This is a genomic window from Thermoactinomyces sp. CICC 10523, assembly GCF_016055105.1.
Classification (GTDB): Bacteria; Bacillota; Bacilli; order Thermoactinomycetales; family Thermoactinomycetaceae; genus Thermoactinomyces_A; species Thermoactinomyces_A daqus.
Genome location: NZ_JAECVX010000003.1, coordinates 138,659 through 156,838, shown reverse-complemented (window position 1 = coordinate 156,838; position 18,180 = coordinate 138,659). Strand labels below are relative to the sequence as shown.

At 49.0% G+C, this 18,180-nt stretch carries 13 protein-coding genes and 1 riboswitch; of the genes, 5 read left to right on the top strand and 8 right to left on the bottom strand.

The genetic code is table 11. From position 1 onward, the window contains the following. Entirely contained in the window at positions 1 to 408 is a 408-nt protein-coding gene (locus I8U19_RS05835) for a hypothetical protein (protein ID WP_198055423.1), read from the bottom strand. 198 nt (positions 409 to 606) lie between these two features. Here I8U19_RS05835 and kynA point away from each other — a divergent pair, with 198 nt between their 5' ends. From kynA to kynB, 3 genes are read left to right on the top strand one after another with little or no spacing between them, the layout of a single operon-like run. Then, the gene (gene kynA, locus I8U19_RS05830; RefSeq protein ID WP_033101188.1) at positions 607 to 1,440 is read left to right on the top strand and encodes a tryptophan 2,3-dioxygenase; all 834 of its coding nucleotides are present in this window, start codon (positions 607 to 609) and stop codon (positions 1,438 to 1,440) included. A gap of 14 nt (positions 1,441 to 1,454) precedes the next feature. Further along, positions 1,455 to 2,738 carry a kynureninase gene (gene kynU, locus I8U19_RS05825; RefSeq protein ID WP_198055422.1) on the top strand — a complete coding sequence of 428 codons (1,284 nt, stop codon included), beginning with the start codon at positions 1,455 to 1,457 and terminating at the stop codon, positions 2,736 to 2,738. Next, the gene (kynB, locus tag I8U19_RS05820) at positions 2,739 to 3,362 is read left to right on the top strand and encodes an arylformamidase (RefSeq protein WP_033101087.1); all 624 of its coding nucleotides are present in this window, start codon (positions 2,739 to 2,741) and stop codon (positions 3,360 to 3,362) included. It abuts the gene before it with no gap. 230 nt (positions 3,363 to 3,592) lie between these two features. Here kynB and mgtE read toward each other — a convergent pair whose 3' ends face one another. Further along, positions 3,593 to 4,936: a magnesium transporter gene (mgtE, locus tag I8U19_RS05815; RefSeq protein WP_033101088.1), complete on the bottom strand. Its 1,344-nt coding sequence runs from the start codon at positions 4,934 to 4,936 to the stop codon at positions 3,593 to 3,595. A gap of 95 nt (positions 4,937 to 5,031) precedes the next feature. After that, a riboswitch (M-box (ykoK) riboswitch) is annotated at positions 5,032 to 5,200 on the bottom strand. 360 nt (positions 5,201 to 5,560) lie between these two features. Between mgtE and I8U19_RS05810 the strand changes: the two genes are divergently transcribed. Further along, entirely contained in the window at positions 5,561 to 6,979 is a 1,419-nt protein-coding gene (locus I8U19_RS05810) for a SpoVR family protein (RefSeq protein ID WP_198055421.1), read from the top strand. 52 nt (positions 6,980 to 7,031) lie between these two features. Here I8U19_RS05810 and I8U19_RS05805 read toward each other — a convergent pair whose 3' ends face one another. Next, complete coding sequence (locus tag I8U19_RS05805; protein ID WP_198055420.1) at positions 7,032 to 11,330, bottom strand: WIAG-tail domain; 4,299 nt, start codon at positions 11,328 to 11,330, stop codon at positions 7,032 to 7,034. A 221-nt stretch (positions 11,331 to 11,551) separates the two neighbouring features. Between I8U19_RS05805 and I8U19_RS05800 the strand changes: the two genes are divergently transcribed. Next, the gene (locus I8U19_RS05800; RefSeq protein ID WP_198055419.1) at positions 11,552 to 12,265 is read left to right on the top strand and encodes a C40 family peptidase; all 714 of its coding nucleotides are present in this window, start codon (positions 11,552 to 11,554) and stop codon (positions 12,263 to 12,265) included. A gap of 30 nt (positions 12,266 to 12,295) precedes the next feature. On the opposite strand, the gene I8U19_RS05795 is transcribed toward I8U19_RS05800, so the two are convergent. Genes I8U19_RS05795 through I8U19_RS05775 form a run of 5 tightly spaced genes read right to left on the bottom strand, consistent with a single transcriptional unit; the run spans position 12,296 to position 18,022 of the window. Next, the gene (locus tag I8U19_RS05795; RefSeq protein WP_052154208.1) at positions 12,296 to 12,808 is read right to left on the bottom strand and encodes a GNAT family N-acetyltransferase; all 513 of its coding nucleotides are present in this window, start codon (positions 12,806 to 12,808) and stop codon (positions 12,296 to 12,298) included. Then, a complete protein-coding gene (locus I8U19_RS17615) occupies positions 12,808 to 14,139 on the bottom strand; it encodes a YheC/YheD family endospore coat-associated protein (protein ID WP_198055418.1) in 1,332 nt (443 codons plus the stop codon). The genes I8U19_RS05795 and I8U19_RS17615 overlap by 1 nt, the downstream gene beginning before the upstream one ends. Positions 14,140 to 14,155: 16 nt before the next feature. Beyond that, positions 14,156 to 15,538: a YheC/YheD family endospore coat-associated protein gene (locus tag I8U19_RS05785; protein ID WP_198055417.1), complete on the bottom strand. Its 1,383-nt coding sequence runs from the start codon at positions 15,536 to 15,538 to the stop codon at positions 14,156 to 14,158. A 10-nt stretch (positions 15,539 to 15,548) separates the two neighbouring features. Then, complete coding sequence (locus I8U19_RS05780) at positions 15,549 to 16,655, bottom strand: YheC/YheD family endospore coat-associated protein (protein WP_081943856.1); 1,107 nt, start codon at positions 16,653 to 16,655, stop codon at positions 15,549 to 15,551. Further along, on the bottom strand, positions 16,652 to 18,022 hold the full coding sequence (locus tag I8U19_RS05775) for a YheC/YheD family endospore coat-associated protein (protein WP_181735390.1): 1,371 nt from the start codon (positions 18,020 to 18,022) through the stop codon (positions 16,652 to 16,654). The genes I8U19_RS05780 and I8U19_RS05775 overlap by 4 nt, the downstream gene beginning before the upstream one ends. Positions 18,023 to 18,180: the final 158 nt, after the last annotated feature.

Sequence of the window (18,180 nt, the reverse complement as noted above, 5' to 3'; positions counted from 1 at the left end):
TCAAACCTCTTTTACAATGGGATAGTAATAGGGGTTTTCCTTTCTCTTGGCAATAAACATGCCCCCATATGTATGTTCATGAATTTCGTCAAAGGCGAAACTACAAAGCACTTCAAAGTTGGTCACGTGATCTTTTGTCCAGAGATCGAGTTCAAGTATTTGTCCGTGTTGCCACAGGCAGAACAGTTCCCATTTGGTATAAAGATAAATCCGGCTGAACATGTCCGGTTTCTTTTTGCTGATGATGAACATGCCGTTGTCGGTTATTTCCCCGATTGAACTCCAGTCGAATTCAACCAAAATTTCGAATTCTCCGGTGTGATCTTCGGTCCACGCAGGGATGGCATGCCCGGTTTCGTTCCAGCTTTTCCAGTAATCCCATGTGGTGTACAGCAGCAGTTTGTTCATATGTCTCCGTCCCAACTTTCGGAATAAATGAGTGTCCATCCCTATTTTAATGGATATGATTCCCATTATTCAATTTATTTTTTCAAGGGGTAATGTTTTTTATTATAATAGGTTTCGGGAGCGCTTTCATACGAAATATCAGGAAAGCATTCACTTGATTTGCAAAAAAATTCGAGAAAAAGCGGACGGAGGGAGAAAATGCCCGAACAACACCCTGATGCCGAACAGATTCATCTTGATTTTCGTGAACATATGACTTACGGCGATTACCTCCAGCTTCAGTCTTTATTGTCCAGCCAAAAATTGTTATCCGGCCACCACGATGAAATGTTGTTTGTCATTATCCATCAGGTGAGCGAGTTATGGATGAAGCTGATCCTGCATGAATTGAAAGCGGCGATTGTGAATATTCAGCGGGGGGATTTATCTTCCGCTTTTAAAATGCTGGCGCGCGTGTCCAAGATTCAGTCACAGATTATTCAATCCTGGGATGTTTTGTCTACACTGACTCCTGCCGAGTATATGGAATTTCGCCATCATTTGGGGCGGGCGTCCGGGTTTCAATCTTACCAGTATCGCCTGATTGAATTTTCTTTGGGCCGTAAGGATCAGCGCATTTTGCAAATTTATCAAAATTCCCCCGAGCTGTTGGACACACTTACCCGTGCCCTTTATTCCCCGAGTTTGTACGATGTGTCTATTCAGGCGCTGGCCAGAGAGGGATTGGACATTCCGTCCCGTGTGCTTGAACGTGATTTCAGCCAGCCTTACCAGCCGAGCCCTGATGTTGAGGCTGCCTGGCTGGAAGTGTACCGCCATGTGGATCGCTATTGGGATCTCTACGAACTGGCGGAAAAGCTGGTTGATCTCGAAGACTGGTTGCAGCAGTGGCGGTTCCGGCACATGAAGACGGTGGAACGGATTATCGGCCATAAACCGGGTACGGGCGGGTCATCCGGGGTTCCTTATTTGAAAAAAGTGTTGGATCACCGGTTTTTTCCCGAACTATGGGATGTCAGAACCAAATTATAGTGAGGAGGAGCCGTATGGAACTGTCATTTTCCCAGACGAGGGAGTATGCGGAGGAACGGGATCAGCGTGATGAGCTTCGCTCCTACCGGAGGGAATTTTATATCCCTGAGGGCGTGTTGTATATGGATGGGAATTCACTCGGGCTTTTGTCGAAACGGGCGGAACGGGCGGTTATGCACATGGTTGAAGCCTGGAAGCAGTTTGGTATCGATGGCTGGACAGAAGGTGACAAGCCTTGGTTTTATTTGGCCGAGCAATTGGGAGGACAAATGGCGCCGCTGGTCGGGGCAAAGCCGCACGAGGTGGTGGCGGCCGGTTCGACCACGACCAATCTGCACCAATTGCTGGCCACTTTTTACCGTCCGTGCGGAAACAGGACAAAAATCGTCGCGAATGAACTTGATTTTCCCACCGATATTTATGCTATAAAAAGTATAATCAGGTTAAAAGGATTGGATCCTGAACAGAATCTGATCCGTATCAAAAGCGAGGACGGGCGGTATTTGCGCGAAGAGGAGATCATCTCCGCCATGACGGAGGAAGTGGCGTTGGTTTTGCTCCCGACCGTTTTATATCGCAGCGGGCAATTGCTGAATGTGAAGCAATTGACAGAAGCGGCCCGTGAAAAGGGGATTTTGATCGGATTTGACGCTTGCCATTCAATTGGCGCCGTTTTGCATCAATTTCATGCGTGGCAGGTTGATTTTGCCGTTTGGTGCACCTATAAATATCTGAACAGCGGCCCGGGAGGGGTGGCCGGACTTTATGTGCATGAGAAGCATCATTCACACTCTCCCGGTTTGGCCGGTTGGTTTGGTTCGCGAAAGGACCGGCAGTTCGACATGGATCACACATTTGAACCTGCCGGGAGTGCAGGTGCGTACCAAACGGGGACACCGCATATTCTGAGCATGGCACCGCTGTCTGGTTCGCTGGAAATGTTTGCTGAAGCGGGAATGGAGCGGATCCGGAAAAAATCGCTCGCTTTGACGGAGTACTTGATGCAGCTGATTCGGGTGAGACTCGACGGCATGGGCTTTACCATCGGCAACCCCGTCGAGGAGGAGCGCCGCGGCGGTCATGTCGCTCTGGAACATGTGGAAGCGGTGCGCATCGCCAAGGCGTTGAAGGCGGAAAAAGTGATTCCTGATTTCCGATCCCCCAATGTGATTCGCCTTGCTCCCGTTGCCTTATATACTTCATTTGCCGATGTATGGGATGTGGTTGACCGCTTGAAGCGGATTATGGAGGAGCGAACATACGAACGATTCCAACAGGAGAGGGGAGTAGTCGCATAGATGAAATGGATTGATATATCGCGGACGTTGCGGGGTGGCATGCCGGTTTGGCCGGGGGATACCCCTTTTTCTTTCAATCTGGAATGGACCAAGGAACAGAGCGGTTCTGTCAATGTGGGCAAAGTGGTGTTCAGCACCCATGCGGGAACCCATGTTGATGCCCCGTATCATTTTTCCGAAGCAGGCAAAAAGGTGCATGAATTGGAACCCGATATCTTTGTGGGAAAGGCCAGAGTGCTTCATTTGCCGGGGTATGAGAGCATTGGTGCGGAAGAATTGGCGGCCCATGATCTGACGGGAGTTGAACGGTTGCTGATTCGGACGGATTCCTGGGAAGATCCGGACCGTTTTCCCGATTCCTTTTGCTGCCTGCGCCCTGATGCGGCTCCGTTGCTCGCTGAAAAAGGGGTGAAACTGCTCGGCATCGATGTTCCTTCCGTTGATCCCATTGACAGCAAGGAGCTTCCGGCCCACCACGCTCTCTGTCTCTCGGGCATTCATATTTTGGAAAGCGTCGATCTCAGTCGTGCGGATGCCGGGGATTATGAGCTGATCGCCCTGCCGCTTAAGCTCGAGGGGGCAGACGGCAGTCCTGTGCGCGCAATTTTGAAAAAAACGGCGTAATGCACTGTTGGAACCGGAATTGCCGGATGCGGAGTTTAAATGGTGAAAGGAGATCGTGTTTCAGATCGAAGATGAGGCATTCTGAAGAAGGAGACGGATCGGGGGAAATAATTAAGAAGGCAGATACTCCTTGAACATGCTCCGTTGTTCCAGCGGGAGATGTCAAGCCGTACCTGCCTTCATCTTCTGCTCAGTACTCAAGGATTCATCAACCTCGATTCCTTAGAAGTTTAGAGATGCAAAACCGCTTTTGCTATGCTCATATAGATAATCAAACCGGTTCCGTCGACCAATGTGCTGATGAGCGGTCCCGATACAACGGCCGGATCGATTTTGAGGCGGTGCAGCACAAGCGGCAATGCTGCGGAAACCAAGGAAGACCACAAAACGATAAACAGGGCTGCCAGAGAGACCACCATGCTGATGGCAACGGACACATCCATCAGTTCGGCCCTGAAGAAGCCGATGATTCCCAAGGAAATGCCTAACAGCAATCCGGTGACCAGTTCTTTGCGGATCACGCGAAACAAGTCGCGAAACTTTACTTCTTCCGTTCCCAGTGCGCGGATCAGGGTGGAGATGATTTGTGACCCTGTATTTCCGCCGGTACCGATCAGCAAGGGAATAAAGAAGGAAAGGGAAACCACTTTATCCAGTGTGCTTTGGTACGATTCCAGGACGGTCGAAGTATAGGCCCCGCCGACAAAGAGGATAAACAGCCAGACGATCCGTTTGCGGTACAGGCTCCAGACGGATGTTTTAAAGTAAGGTTCGCTGAGCGGCTGGCTTCCTCCTAGTTTTTGGATATCTTCTGTCGCTTCCTCTTGAATTACCTCGACGACATCGTCATAGGTGATGATCCCGATCAGGCGGTTTTGCCGGTCAACGACGGGAAGTGCGTAGAAACCATAGCGGGAAAGGATGGCTGCAACCTCTTCCTGCTCCATATCCGCCGGAACGGAAATGACATCCTTTTTGGCGATATCCGCCAGCTTGGTCTGCGGATGGGCGAGGATCATTTCTTTAAGCGAAACGATTCCCACCAGTTCGCCGCGCATTCCCGTTACATAGATATAGGAGATGATCTCGGCTTCTCCTCCCACCTTGCGAATGTGGCGGAGCGTTTGTTCTCCGGTCCAATGTGCCCGGGCGGACACGTAGTCGACGGTCATCAGGCTCCCTGCTGTATATTCCGGATAGCGCATCAGAGCATTGATTTTTTCCCGGTAGTCCTCCGGCAGCATTTTGAGCATCTTTTCCGCCTGCAATGGATGGACGGCAAGCAGCATGTCTACGATCATGTCACTCGACATCTGCTTCAGCAGCATGGAAGCCAGATTGCCGTCCAGGTGGTTGAGCGTTTCATACTGCAACTCCGGTTCCAGATATTCCAACGCCTCGGCAGCTAGAGTTAATGGAAGGGCGGCAATCCATTTGAGCCTTTTCTTTTCATCCATTTCCCTGAGCATTTCTGACAGATCATAGGGTTGCAGCTGGTGCAACAATTCTGCCGGCGGATCTGCATTTGCCAGCACGGATTGAGGCTCATGCTGTTTCAGCAAAGCGTTATCCATGTGAATCCCTCCTTTTTGCGAATATAAAAAATAACCCTTACTCTTGGCGGAGAGGGTTTCAACACAAATTGAGCCCGCACTTTCCAGGCCCGATCGCTTATCCCCCTCATTGAGCTTTGGCACTGAACGGCATAGGTTTGCGCGAAACCAGCTACATTAGAAAAGACCTTCATTCCGATCTTTCCTGCTGACCCATTGGTGTCTCTCGACATTTTTGGGCAGTAGCGTATCTCCGAACAGGAACCTCACCTAATAGAGATAAGAGCTTTCCATATGCTGTTGAATCGAAGTTAGTATAACGTCTGATACCGGAGATTGTCAATTTATTTTATGTAAATATCGGCCTCAATGCGCATGTGAAATTTGATAAATGGACAAATATTCTTTATAATTAAACTAAGCGTTTCTATACCCGATTTTAGGTTTCATCCTGTGTAAGATGCTGTTCCAAAACCTTTCCCTTTTGAATGAAATAGTTTTAAGGATTCGTTGTTGACACTCATTATCAAAGGCTGTTTCCTTAGGGTGTAGATCTTTCTCGTTACCGCACCAACAGATCCGATTTCCGATGATAGTTTCACGGGCTCGGGGAAAGGTCATTTCAAGGGAAGGAAGGGATGCCGAGTGAAAGAGGATCTGAAAAAGCTGGAGCGGGCGATTGAAGAAATTACGGAGATCGCAAAAGGATTTGGCCTCGATTTCTTCCCCATGCGTTATGAAATCTGTCCTGCCGATATTATCTATACATTTGGAGCATATGGAATGCCGACGCGCTTCTCCCACTGGAGCTTTGGCAAAACTTTTTACAAGATGAAATTGCAGTATGACCTGAATCTGAGCAAAATCTATGAGCTGGTGATCAACTCCGATCCCTGTTACGCTTTTTTGTTGAAGGGGAACAGTTTGACGCAAAACAAGCTGATTGTGGCTCATGTTCTTGCTCACTGCGATTTCTTCAAAAATAATATCCGCTTTTCCAATACCTCCCGTGACATGGTTGAAACGATGGCTGCCAGTGCCGAGCGCATTCGCCAGTATGAGATTGAGTATGGGAAAGAAGTGGTGGAGGAATTTCTGGATCACGTACTGGCCATTCAGGAGCATATCAATCCCAGCCTGATCGATGCCAGGTTGCACCGGAAAGGAAAACGAAAATCAACGCCTGATACCCCGAAGCCAAACCGCACCTCCCCTTACGATGATCTGTGGAAGTTGGACCATATCGCCGAACCTCCTGCCAAGCCGAAGCCCCGCAAAAAGCGTTTCCCCGAGGAACCGGAAAAAGATCTGCTGCTCTTTATCATGGAAAACAGCAAAATCCTTGAGGATTGGCACCAGGACATTCTGACGATTTTGCGTCAAGAAATGCTCTATTTTTGGCCGCAATTGGAAACGAAGATCATGAATGAAGGCTGGGCCTCCTACTGGCATATTCGCATCATGCGGGAACTGGATCTGGATGAGGAAGAAGCAATTGAGTTCGCCAAGTTGAATGCTTCCGTCCTTTCGCCATCGAAAACCTCAATTAATCCCTATCATTTGGGACTCAAGTTGTTTGAGGACATTGAAAGGCGCTGGGACAATCCGACGGAACAGGAACAGAAGCAATTGGGACGCAAACCGGGACAAGGGCGTCAAAAGATTTTTGAAGTGCGTGAACTGGAGTCCGATCAATCGTTCTTGCGCAATTACCTGACCAAGGATTTGGTGGAAGACCTGGATCTCTATGTTTTCAGCCGTCAGGGGAATGAATGGAAGGTCACGGATAAGGATTGGGAAAATGTACGGGATCAATTGGTGGCAAGCCGGATTAACGGAGGATATCCCGTGATTCTGGTGCAGGATGGGGATTATCTGCAAAATGGCGAATTATATCTGATTCACCGGTATGAAGGAATTGAGCTGGACATTAAATATCTGGAAAAAACACTGCCCCATGTTTATGCTCTCTGGGGGCGGCCGGTTCATCTGGAAACGGTGATTGACGAACGCCGGGTCATATTTTGCTATAACGGGAAAAAGTGCACCAGGCGGTTCGTTTAAGCGGAGCACACAAAAAACTGCTGATCGTGTTTTTGATCAGCAGTTTTTTTGTTTAGTCCCACGGGTTTTCATCATGGGTTGAGGCGGGAGAATCCGTTTTTCGGCAAGAAGCGATCTGCAGTGTGTCTTCTGTTTTTGTTTCAACCTGTTCAATCGGGATCTCAGCGGGAGAGCCGGAAAAGGATTGTACCGGATTGGCGATCCAAAAGACCGTGCCTCTAATTTGTTCTTGTGTTTCCTTGATTTGGTGCACGCGAAGCACAAAGCTGTCTTCCTGCAAATCGGAGAGAGTCGCAAAGCAATAGGGCTGGTTTGTCATGGCCACCACAATGTAGGGCGAGGGAATATGACCGTTAAGATGGATGTGTACGGTTTGTTCCGGTTTCCCGGCCGCAATCTCAAACGGAGCAGATCCGGAAATGGCGGCAGCAGGCCCGGGCAAAGCAAAACTCAGTTTTTCCGGACCGATTGCCCCGTCGGCAATCTTCTCAGCCGTAACAGCTCCGTCAGCGATGGCATCCGATTGAACGGCTTGCTTGGCGATATGATGCGATTCCACTGCCTGGGAGCGGATTTTTTGGGCGGTTATCGCTTCATCCTCCAGATGTTTCGTTTTGATTTGTTCATAATCGATATGGCGGGAGGTGACGCATTGGGAAGTCAGGTGTCCGGCACGGATCGCTTCTTCTTGTAAATGTTCCGGTGAAATCGCTTGTTTTGCGATGTGGTGTCCTTCGATCTGGCGTTGGCCGATGTGGGCGGATTGAATTGATTGTTCGCTAAAGTGCAGGGTTCCAATTGAAAGGGGAGCAATTTTTTCCGCAGTTATGGCTTCGTTTTGAATATGGGCAGAGGTAACCGAATGTGCGCCGAGATGGCGGCTGTGCACTTGTTCATCTCCGATGTGGGAAGCGTTGATTGCCTGCTCTGTTAAATGATTTGCCCGGATGCTGTTTGGAGCAATTTTGTCTGCATTGATTGCATGGTTTTGCAGATGAACGTTGGTAATAGTTTCAGGTTTAAGATGCTGCCCGTCGATTTGACCTGGGGCGATATGCTCCTCGCCGATGAGATTTTCCCTGAGGTGTCTGGCTTCGACTGCTCCTGATGCAAGTAATTCCGAAGTGATTGAATCTTTTTCCAGATGGTGGCTTTGTACTTGCCGCTCTGCGATGTGCGTGGAAAGAATGGCTTTTTCTGTGATGTGTTTTGGTTGCACTGCTTCGTTTGCCAGTTGGCCGGAGCCGATTGCCTGTGGTTTAATGTGATGGCTCTGCACCTGTTCGTCCCCGATGTGGGAAGCGTTGATTACCTGCTCCGTTAAGTGATTTGCTTGGATGCTGTTTGGAGCGATTTTGTCCGAATTGATCGAATGGTTTTGCAGGTGAACATTGGTGATGATTTCAGGTTTTAGATGCTGCCCGTCGATTTGACCCGGGGCAATATGCTCCTTGCTGATGATATTTTCCACGAGATGTCTCGTTTCGACTGCTCCGGATGCGAGTAATTCCGAGGTGATCGAATCTTTTTCCAGATGGTGGCTTTGAATTTGCCGCTCCGCGATGTGAGTGGAAAGAATGGCTTTTTCTGTGATGTGTTTTGGTTGTACCGCTTTGTTTGCTAGTTGGCCGGAGCCGATTGCCTGGGGTTTAATGTGATGGCTCTGCACCTGTTCGTCCCCGATGTGGGAAGCGTTGATTACCTGCTCCGTTAAGTGATTTGCTTGGATGCTGTTTGGAGCAATTTTGTCTGAATTGATCGAATGGTTTTGCAGGTGAACATTGGTGATGATTTCAGGTTTTAGATGCTGCCCGTCGATTTGACCCGGGGCAATATGCTCCTTGCTGATGATATTTTCCACGAGATGTCTCGTTTCGACTGCTCCGGATGCGAGTAATTCCGAGGTGATCGAATCTTTTTCCAGATGGTGGCTTTGAATTTGCTGCTCCGCGATATGAGTGGAAAGAATGGCTTTTTCTGTGATGTGTTTTGGTTGTACCGCTTCGTTTGCCAGTTGATCGGAGCCGATTACCCGGGGTTCAAGGTGATGGCTTTGCACCTGTCCGTCTCCGATGTGATGGGAGAGGATCGTTTTTTCATCCAAATGTTTTGCCTGTATTGAATGACTGGCGATTTTATCTCCGGTGATCGCCTGTTCCTGAATATGATCCTGATGGATGATGTTTTTCGCCAAATGATGTGCATGGATTTGTTCTTCTCCGATATGTTTTGACCTGACCGCGTTTTCTGCAAGATGCACTGACTGGACTGACTCCGGTGACAGTGTTTCCGACGTCACTGATTCCGCTTCCAAATGGTGTGTTTTAATTTGCTGGATGTCGATATGCTCTCCCCGGATTATCTGTTTTCCGAGGTGCCGGCTTTGGATCGCCTCTGCTTCCAAGTGTTTGGATTGAATTGCTCCGGGGGACAAATGTCTTTTTTGTATTTGTTCGGATGCAAGATGAGAGGAGCGGATGGCTTGTTCCTGTACATGCTCTGCTTTAATGGCGGCAGGGGCGATTTTATCCCCGGTGACCGCCTGATCCTGAATGACGGCGGAGGTAATGGTTTGCCGTTTCAGATGTTCTTCCTCAATTTGTTCCGGAGCGAGATGCATGGATAAGATCGCTTGTTCTTTGATATGCCCTGATCCCACCGATCTTTCTTCCAGTTGCTCGGAATTGACTGCTTTGGGTGCGAGATGGTTTGTTAAAATTTGCCCGTTTTGAATATGACGGCTCTGGATGGCGTTTTCAGCCAAGTGCCCGCCTTCCACCGATTGCGGAGCTATTTTTGACGAGGTGACGCAGTGGTCGGCGAGATGATTTTCCGTAATTTCATACGGTGAAATGTGGGATGCGGTGATGGTGTCGGCGGCGATGTGTTTGCCCAGTATCGCTTCCCGTGCCAGCTTGTTTGAAGTGATTGCTTCGTCGCAGAGATGTTCGGTTTTTACCTGCTCCGCGCCAATATGCTTATGCAAAATCGCCCGCTCTTCGATGTGTTCGCTTTGAATGCTTTTCGGGGCGAGCTTGCCTGAGTTTACGGCTCGATCTGCTATTTTATTGGTGCTGATCGCCTGATCGATAATTTTATCCGAGGAGATCGACTCGGGTGAGAGCTTCGAGGTCGTGATGGAATGATCCAACAGTTTTGTGCCGGGAATCGAATTGTTGGCAATATGTTGCTCCCCGATGCTCGCCTCTTTGATGTGCGTTTTGTTGACACTGTTTTCTTGCAAATGCTGTTCTGAAATGCTGCGAGGAGCCAGGTGATTCGATTTGATCGCCTGATCCTGAATCCGATGGGCGTCGATGCTTGCCGGGGCGATTTTATCCCTGGTGATGGAATCATCAGCCAAATGCTTCCCTTGAATCACACTTGGCCCGATATGATGAGACCCGATGATTTGATCGCGCAAATGGTCTGACATAATGACAGAATTGGCCAATTTATTGCTGGTGATCGCTTTGTTTTGCAGATGGTGGGATTGGATGGTTTCATCGGCAATGTGGTGGGAACGGATGGCCGCTTTGGCTACTTTGTCGGAGGTGATTGCTTCGCCGGCGATCTTGTCGGAGCTGATGCTGCCGTTTTGTATCTTGGCTTCCGTGATCGCCCCATCGGCGATTTTGGGATTGTTGATAATTTGATTCATCAAGTGATTCGTACTGATCGCACCGCTTTTGATCTTTTCTCCGCTGACCGACTGGTCGGCCAGATGTTCGCTCTGAATGTGGCCGAGTCCGATGTGCTTGCCCAGAATCGCCCGGTCTTTGATTTTGCTTTCACCAATACTCTGGTCTTCCAGTTTTGTGCCGGGAATTGAATTGTCTTTGATGTGTCTCGCAGTGATGGCTTCTTTTCTGATTTTTTCTTCCCCGATGATATCATCGTCGAGATGGGATGACTTGATGTTTTTTTCCGCGATTTTGGGAGCGGTAACGGCTCCTGCGGCAATCTTGGCCTCGATGATTGCATCTTGTTCGATATGGTCCGCGCTGATGGAACCTTTTTTGATTTTACTGCCATCGACAGCCTGATTGGCGATTTTTTCTCTCGTTACGGAATAATTGGTCAGATCATCCGTGTAAATAAAGGATTCGGATCCGGTCACATTGCGCGTCTCTTTAATCGATGGGGACGGCGGTTCATTATATTCGGGCTTCTTCAAACTCTCTTCCGGTTCATTTGATTCTGCCGGTTGCTGCGTTGGCCGGGCTGACGCCTTTTTTTTCCTGAGTTCTTCCTGTTCGAGCCGGATCAGCTCTTCCAGAATGATTTCATCGCGCAGGTGAGGGGATGTTGTCCCTGTTTTCCTGGATGAGGATGATCTTCGCTTTTTCAATTTCCAGGCCCCTTTCTTATGCAAATTCCTCTTCTAGGTATATTCACCGGGCGGGGAGATGGAAACATGTCAATAGAAAAAAATGGGACATTTTTCGCGACAAACGCCGTTATCGGATTTTCCTGACAATGGAAGTTTTTACATAATCATCTCGTGTTGATCTATGTTACCATAGGACATGCCGTTAACAAATAAAAATTTTATTTGCAGAGGGGGATTTGATGCGAAATAATAAAGGCATAAAGAAAACAGTTTGGACAGTTGCTGCATCTTTAATGGTTACCGGATTGATTCCGACGGGGATTTCCCATGCTGCCACGTTGAATGCAACATCGGAAAATTCCAGTTTTCTCAGCTCTGTTTTCAGCAAAGTCGGTTTAGAGTGGGTATTCGATAATAGCCGAGCAATTTCCAATTCTTCGGAAGTTAAAGATAAAACGTTTACACCTGTATCCAATAACGAATCTGCACAAACTCCTGTGCAGGCGCCGGTGCAAAACAAGCCGGTACAAGGAACAGAGAAAGAACAATCAAATGGCCATCGTCTGCAAGTGGCGGACAACATTATTAAATTGGGTAAACAATATTTGGGCACCCCTTACAGATTAGGGTCTCCTTCCGGAGTAACCTCCACGTTTGATTGTTCTTCCTTTGTTCAATACGTTTACGGGAAAAACGGAATTCATTTGCCGCGTACTTCCCGTGAACAGGCACACGTGGGAAAAACCATTCCGCGTTCCCAAATTCAAAAAGGGGACTTGCTGTTCTTTTCCACAAGCCACTCCCACGGCAAAATTGGACACGTGGCCATTTATGTGGGAGACAATAAAATCCTGCATACTTGGGGTCCGGGCGGCGTTCGCTTTGACAGTCTGAGCACACCGTGGCTGGATAAAGGATATATTACAGCCAAACGCGTCATCCCGGATAAGTAAGCTTGAAATGAATGGAAAAAGAAGCGGACATTACGATCCGCTTCTTTTTTCTTCTGCTCTGGGGGAGATTTTGGCGATATATTCCATCCGAATGACGTCTTCCGTCGAATAGTCCCCGCCGGCAAGCCAGAGCGTCGGTTTTCCCGTCGGCCCTTTGATCAGTTTAAAAGCGATTAATCCGCAGGAAAAACACAGCTTGAGACTGGGGATATTATCACAGGCGACCCGCGTGTAAATTTTGGGGAGTTTGGCCAGCGCGCTTTTGAGCAGAACTTCCCCGACACCGCGTTTGCGATACTGCGGATGCACTGCGATGAAGGATTCCTGAAGTCCGTAATGACCGAACACGATCACGCCGATCAATTTCTTTTTGTCCAGCGCAGCCGCCACATATGTGCCTTCCGGGATGTTTTGCTTGGATAAACGTTGAAACCAGCGCAAAGCGCGATGGGTAATTCGCCCATCTCCGTACCGTTTCATAAACCGGATGACGGGAACCTTGGCCGTTTCGATATCCTGTGGTTCAAACTGGCGGATAATCATCATCTTCCTCCTTTCACTGCCTGTGAAAACTCACTCAGATACAGGGAATATTGGATGATTCGGCGCAGGGAGCGGATGCGGATATCCGGTTCATCAAATTTCATCGGTTTGGAATTCGCTTCGAAAAACCACATTCTCCCATTCGGCTCGATCCCGAGGTCGATCGACATCTCTCCGAGCGGGCCGGCCTGTTTCGTCTCGATGAAAGAAGCCAACTCCAAACCGATATTTTCGATCTTTTCCCTCATTTCTTTTTTCCTGTCGCCAAATGCGGCCTGGAATACCTGATCAAGTGATTCGATTTTCCCGCCCATCGGAACATGGGTGGAGATCGCCGTTGCACCGGCCACGCGAATGCCGGCGCCGCTTAATCCCCAGTTTCCCTGACCGTCTTTTTGCAGCAGCATGCGCACGTCAAAAGGCCTGCCATGATACTGTGCCAGGGGAATTCCCTGCTGCAGGATATAGTTGCCGGGTTTTTTCAACTGTTGCACATGATTCCAAAGTGCAGGCAGCGATGCGATTGAAAAACGTTTTTTCGCCGACACCGACTGATAGTGGAGTTCAAAGCCGTCCGGCTTTTTATTGACGCGCATCATTTTGATTCCCGCTTTGCCGTTGGCCGGTTTTAAATAAATGGAAGGATAGCGTTCGAGCATCTGTTTCAGACCGGCCGGATTTTCCAGCATGGCTGTTTCCGGCAGGAACTGGCGCAGCCGCGGAGAGGCGGAGAGCAACCGGTAGAGTGACCATTTGTCAAAAAAACCGGGGTTGAAAAAATGGATGCCGGGTGTGTTCATCAATTGTTTTACAACTTGCTGCACTTCCGGTTTCTGCTCCTCGGTCCGCGTGGGAATGCGGTTGTAAACGACATTGGGCATCGGAAGTTCGGCCGGAATCCAGCGCAGGTTGCGGCTGCGATGATCCAACAGAAATCCTCTGACGGTATGGGGATTCTGTTGGTTGTGCCTGAACCCGGCGGGGGTCATGACATAAACGCTGACGCCCATTGTGCGTCCGGTTCGGATAATGTCGGCAAAGTTATTCTGATTTCCGTAAAAGGGCTGTTTTCCGTCAGCAGCCAGAATGGCGACAAACGGTCCCACTTGGTAGCGATGATCGGATGTTTTCTTCACTCTTGCCGGGGTGAAGACGGGAAGGTGCTGCTTGGAAGACCAATTTCTGATGATGAGTTGCCCGGGTGTCTTTGCTCCGACAATGGCGGGAAGCGGACTTTTTAACTCCGAAGTTTGGTGACCTTTCAGCGGAATGAAAAAATATTGTCCGCGATTATGTTGGATGGATAACCAACCTGCTTCTGGCACCTTCACTTATGCCCCCTCCTTCTCAGATAAAATTGGCTAACTTTAGACAGTAATCCGTTATATACTTGGCAGATTGGCGCCCTGCTTCCCTGAGAGACGGATGGAGAAAGATATGGCGGCCGGGTTTGGCGTTGATTTCAAAAAGCCATACTCTTCCGCTGCGGTCGACTCCGATATCCATCCCCAATTCGCCGAGCGGACCATTGATCTGATCTTCAAGAACCTTGGCGATCAAAATCGCCGATTCTTTAATCGACATTTCGATATAGCTTGCATTTTCGTGAAAAACTTTCTTTAACAGTTCATCGGTGGGGATGATCGAACCGCCTGTTCGTACATGGGTGGTTACACAGCCAAAGCCCGCCGCTTTGGAACCGATCGCCACCACCTTCCATTCTCCGGACCCGTCTTTATGCATGTGCACGCGAAAATCAACGGGACGGTCGTTATGTTTGATCAGGCGAATGCCTTGCTGTACGAGGTATCGTTTAAACCGTTCAGACTCGTTGCTGCCAAAGTAGTGGCGAATCAGTTTTTCCAATGAGTTGAAGCGGTGGAGCACATTTTTGGTTCCCTGATGAAAGCGGCAAAAGTAACCTTCCCGCGGATGATAGGTGATGCGAAAAATTCCGAGCCCCAAACTTCCTCCGCTCGGCTTTAAATAAATCATCTGATGTTTTTCCAGCATCTTTTTAATGGTTTGAATCGAAGGGGAGAGATAGGTTTCCGGAATATACTGGGAACTCTCCGGATGGGTGCTCAAACATTGATGAATGAACCATTTATTGAAGAAGCCCTGGTTGAAAATCTTGCTCTGATTGGTTTCCCTCAGGCGGGAGAGACAGGATTGGACATGGGAAAGAGACTCTGCTTTCCTGTTGGGAACACGCTCATAGACAACATCGGGAAAAGGCGAAAGCAGGCGAATCCAGCGCATGCCCCCGCTTTTATTCGGAATGCAATACCATCCGGAAACGGTCCGGTTTTGCCAGTCGACCATATCGGGGGTAAACACATAGATGAAAGGTTTTTCCTTTGCACCCGCTCGAATGAAACTGAGGAAAAGTTGTGATCGTCCGCCAAATGGCTGGGCGGCGTTCCCGGTGAATCCGGTTGTCAGGATGCCGATCACCGGGCCGATTTTCAGGGTTCTGTTGTAAAAAAGGGCCCGGGTTTGTCCGGGGTAAGGGAGAGTGAGTTGTTTGGCAAGAGCGGGCGAGAAAATAATTTGCTGCCCACTCATTTTCCCTCTTGCCACACGGGTAATAACCGTTTTATTGCCTACTTCCACCTTAATGGACTGCCCATTGATACAACCCCATTGCTCCATCAGAGCCTGGCTGATCACGATCGCTTTTGCAGGTGTTTTGGAATGGATTCGGGTTTGGCATATGATTGATTTCATAGTGACCCTCCTAGGTGTTCTTAAGTAAAGAATGGGCATAACGAATAGGGAGTTGGACAGCGCGACGGCGAATGTTGATTTCGCCGGTTCTGAGGAAAACAGCGCGGCCGGGTTTTGAATTCACCTCCAAGATCCAAATGCGCCCGCTTGGTTCGATTCCGACATCGATTCCCAGCTCGACAAGCGGCCCGTGTTGTTGTTCGATAAAACGGGGGACGATCGAGCTCAAAAATTGAATGGTTTCTTGAATTTTAAAAATGGTTTCTTGTGCATAGTGTTTTTGGAGGAAGGGTCTGAATGCGACAGCTTGCCCTCCTCCGTGAAGATTGGAGGTGATGGAATTCGGTTTGCCCGTCCGAACTGCCATTCCCGTTGTTTCCCAGTTCCGTTCCTCGTTCTTTTGCACTAAGATCCGGACATCAAACGGTCTTTGATCCGGTGTCATCAGCGGCAGAAGCGGTTGGATGATATACCGGGTGCGGCCGATGAAGTTTTGGATCCAGGTTTCCAGTTCCTGCACGGTTTTCAACTGGCGGTAAAACAATTTATTGGCCTGCGTGCGTCCCTGAATCAAATAGCCCGGGGGATGCTTCGTGATCGCCACGACTCCCCGCCCGTGACTGCCGCCGTTCGGTTTGATCAGGGCGCTTGGCTGATTTTGCAGAAAAGCGAGCACATCATGGCTTGATCGGTAAAAAATCGTGTGCGGGAGATACGGAGCGATTTCCTTATGCTGTTTCAATATTTCATATGTCTGCCATTTGCCGCCGAGCGCCCTCCCCAATAAGCGGATATGCGGGTCATTTGCCAGCTTCAGAACATAGGGTTTATATCTTAAATAATGTTCGGTCGTATGGTAGTAACATCGGTCATAGATCAGGGATGGGAGCGGTTTGACCGCCATTTTCCATCTGCCGTTTTCCACAATCCAGCAGGGAACGGTCCGCGTCTTCCAATGAACCAGCTGGGGATTGAAGACGCAAACCTCAATTCCCAGAGACTCACCTTCCACTGCCAGTTGCGAAAAAAAAGGAGCTTCTGAAAAGGGCGGCATCTTTTCCGTTTTTCCATAACATACGATGATTCCTAACACCTTTTTGCTTATGTCCATTTTCATGTCGGACCCCTCCCGCGTATTTTTCGTACCGGTTTCGGAGAAAAAGGAGGGGAATGGGGTCCGCCCGCGGTTTCCGTCAAAAAGTGCACATACTCGATCAGGCGCAAAACAGAAGGTCGGGTATTGGCCGTAGGATTGACCATGGTGTCATCGGTTTTGGAAGGTTTGGAATTGATCTCGATCAGCCAAATTTTTCCTTTTGTGTCGAGGGCCAGGTCAATTCCCAGTTCGGCGAAGTGCCCTTCCGCCAGGTACTCAAATGTTTTGGCGATTTCCAGTGCTGTCGCTTTAATCTCCCTGTCTGTCGGTTTGCCGGGAATATGGTTCAGCTCTTTCAGCACATCCGCTGCTTTGCGCACGGTACCTCCGCGTGCGAGATTGGAGACAATATGCTGGCTGTTGGCGATTCTCGCGACGGAAGAAGTGACCCGCCAGTCTCCGGTTCTGTTTTTTTGCACCAAAACGCGAAAATCCATTTGCCGCTGATCATATTTCACCAGGGACAGCCCTTGCTGCACGAGATAGGGTTGACGTCCGATCCTTTGGGCCATCAGTTTGCACATCTCGGCTAAAGTTTTGGTCGTGCGCGTCAATGTACCGCCGGGCGTGGAGGATTGGCAAATCCACTTGCCGCCGGATCTGCTCACCTTGATGATCCCGCTGCCCAAGCTGCCGTTATTTGGCTTGAGATAAACAGTCGGATAGCGCTGAAGCAGTTCTTTAAATCTGGAAACGCGAAATGGATAGGTTTCCGGAAGCATCTCCCGGGTGCGTTCATCTTTGATCAGGATTTGATATACTTGGTATTTGTTAAGGAATTTTTCGTTGAAGACCGGAATATGAAAATGCGTTTTCAGCTGGTACAGTTTATTTTGAATCTGATCCTGCTGCTCCAGCTTGCGGGAGGTAATCCGGTTGTAGATCACGTCGGGAAGAGGAAGCCTGGTGAAGATCCATCGTCCTTTCTCGCGAACCCAAGCGCCGGTTTCCCAAGATTTGAGATCTAGCTGTTCCGGGGAAAAGATGGCGACGCGGACGCCTTGCGATTGCCCCGCGGCGCAGCATTCTTCCAAAAAGCGAGTCATCAGTCCGAATAATTGATCCTGTTTGCCCTGTGGTTCGGCATTGATTAAAATTCCAAATAAAGGGCCAAACCGCAAGCGGAAAGAGCGGGAGTCAAACCGTGCTTGAATCAGTGGTTGGTTGATCATTTTCAATTGTGAGGCCAGCCGGGAACTCATCCGTACCAAATTGTTTGTTTTGTTGGTAAAGGCAATCGCTCCTTTGGCTGTTGCGGAACCAAACGTCACCCAAAAAGGGTTGGTTTCTATTTTCAGCTTTTTTGCCAGCATTCGGCTCATAACCATATTGATATTCCTTGGAAATTGGCTTTCGGGAACAATTTGAATTTGTACTTTTTGGCCCCCCATGACTATCCCCTTCCGCCTGAAATGACTAATTCATCGTATGTAGGCATGTTTGGCAGGGTGAAAAAAACAGGCTTGGCATTCACGGATGAATCTGG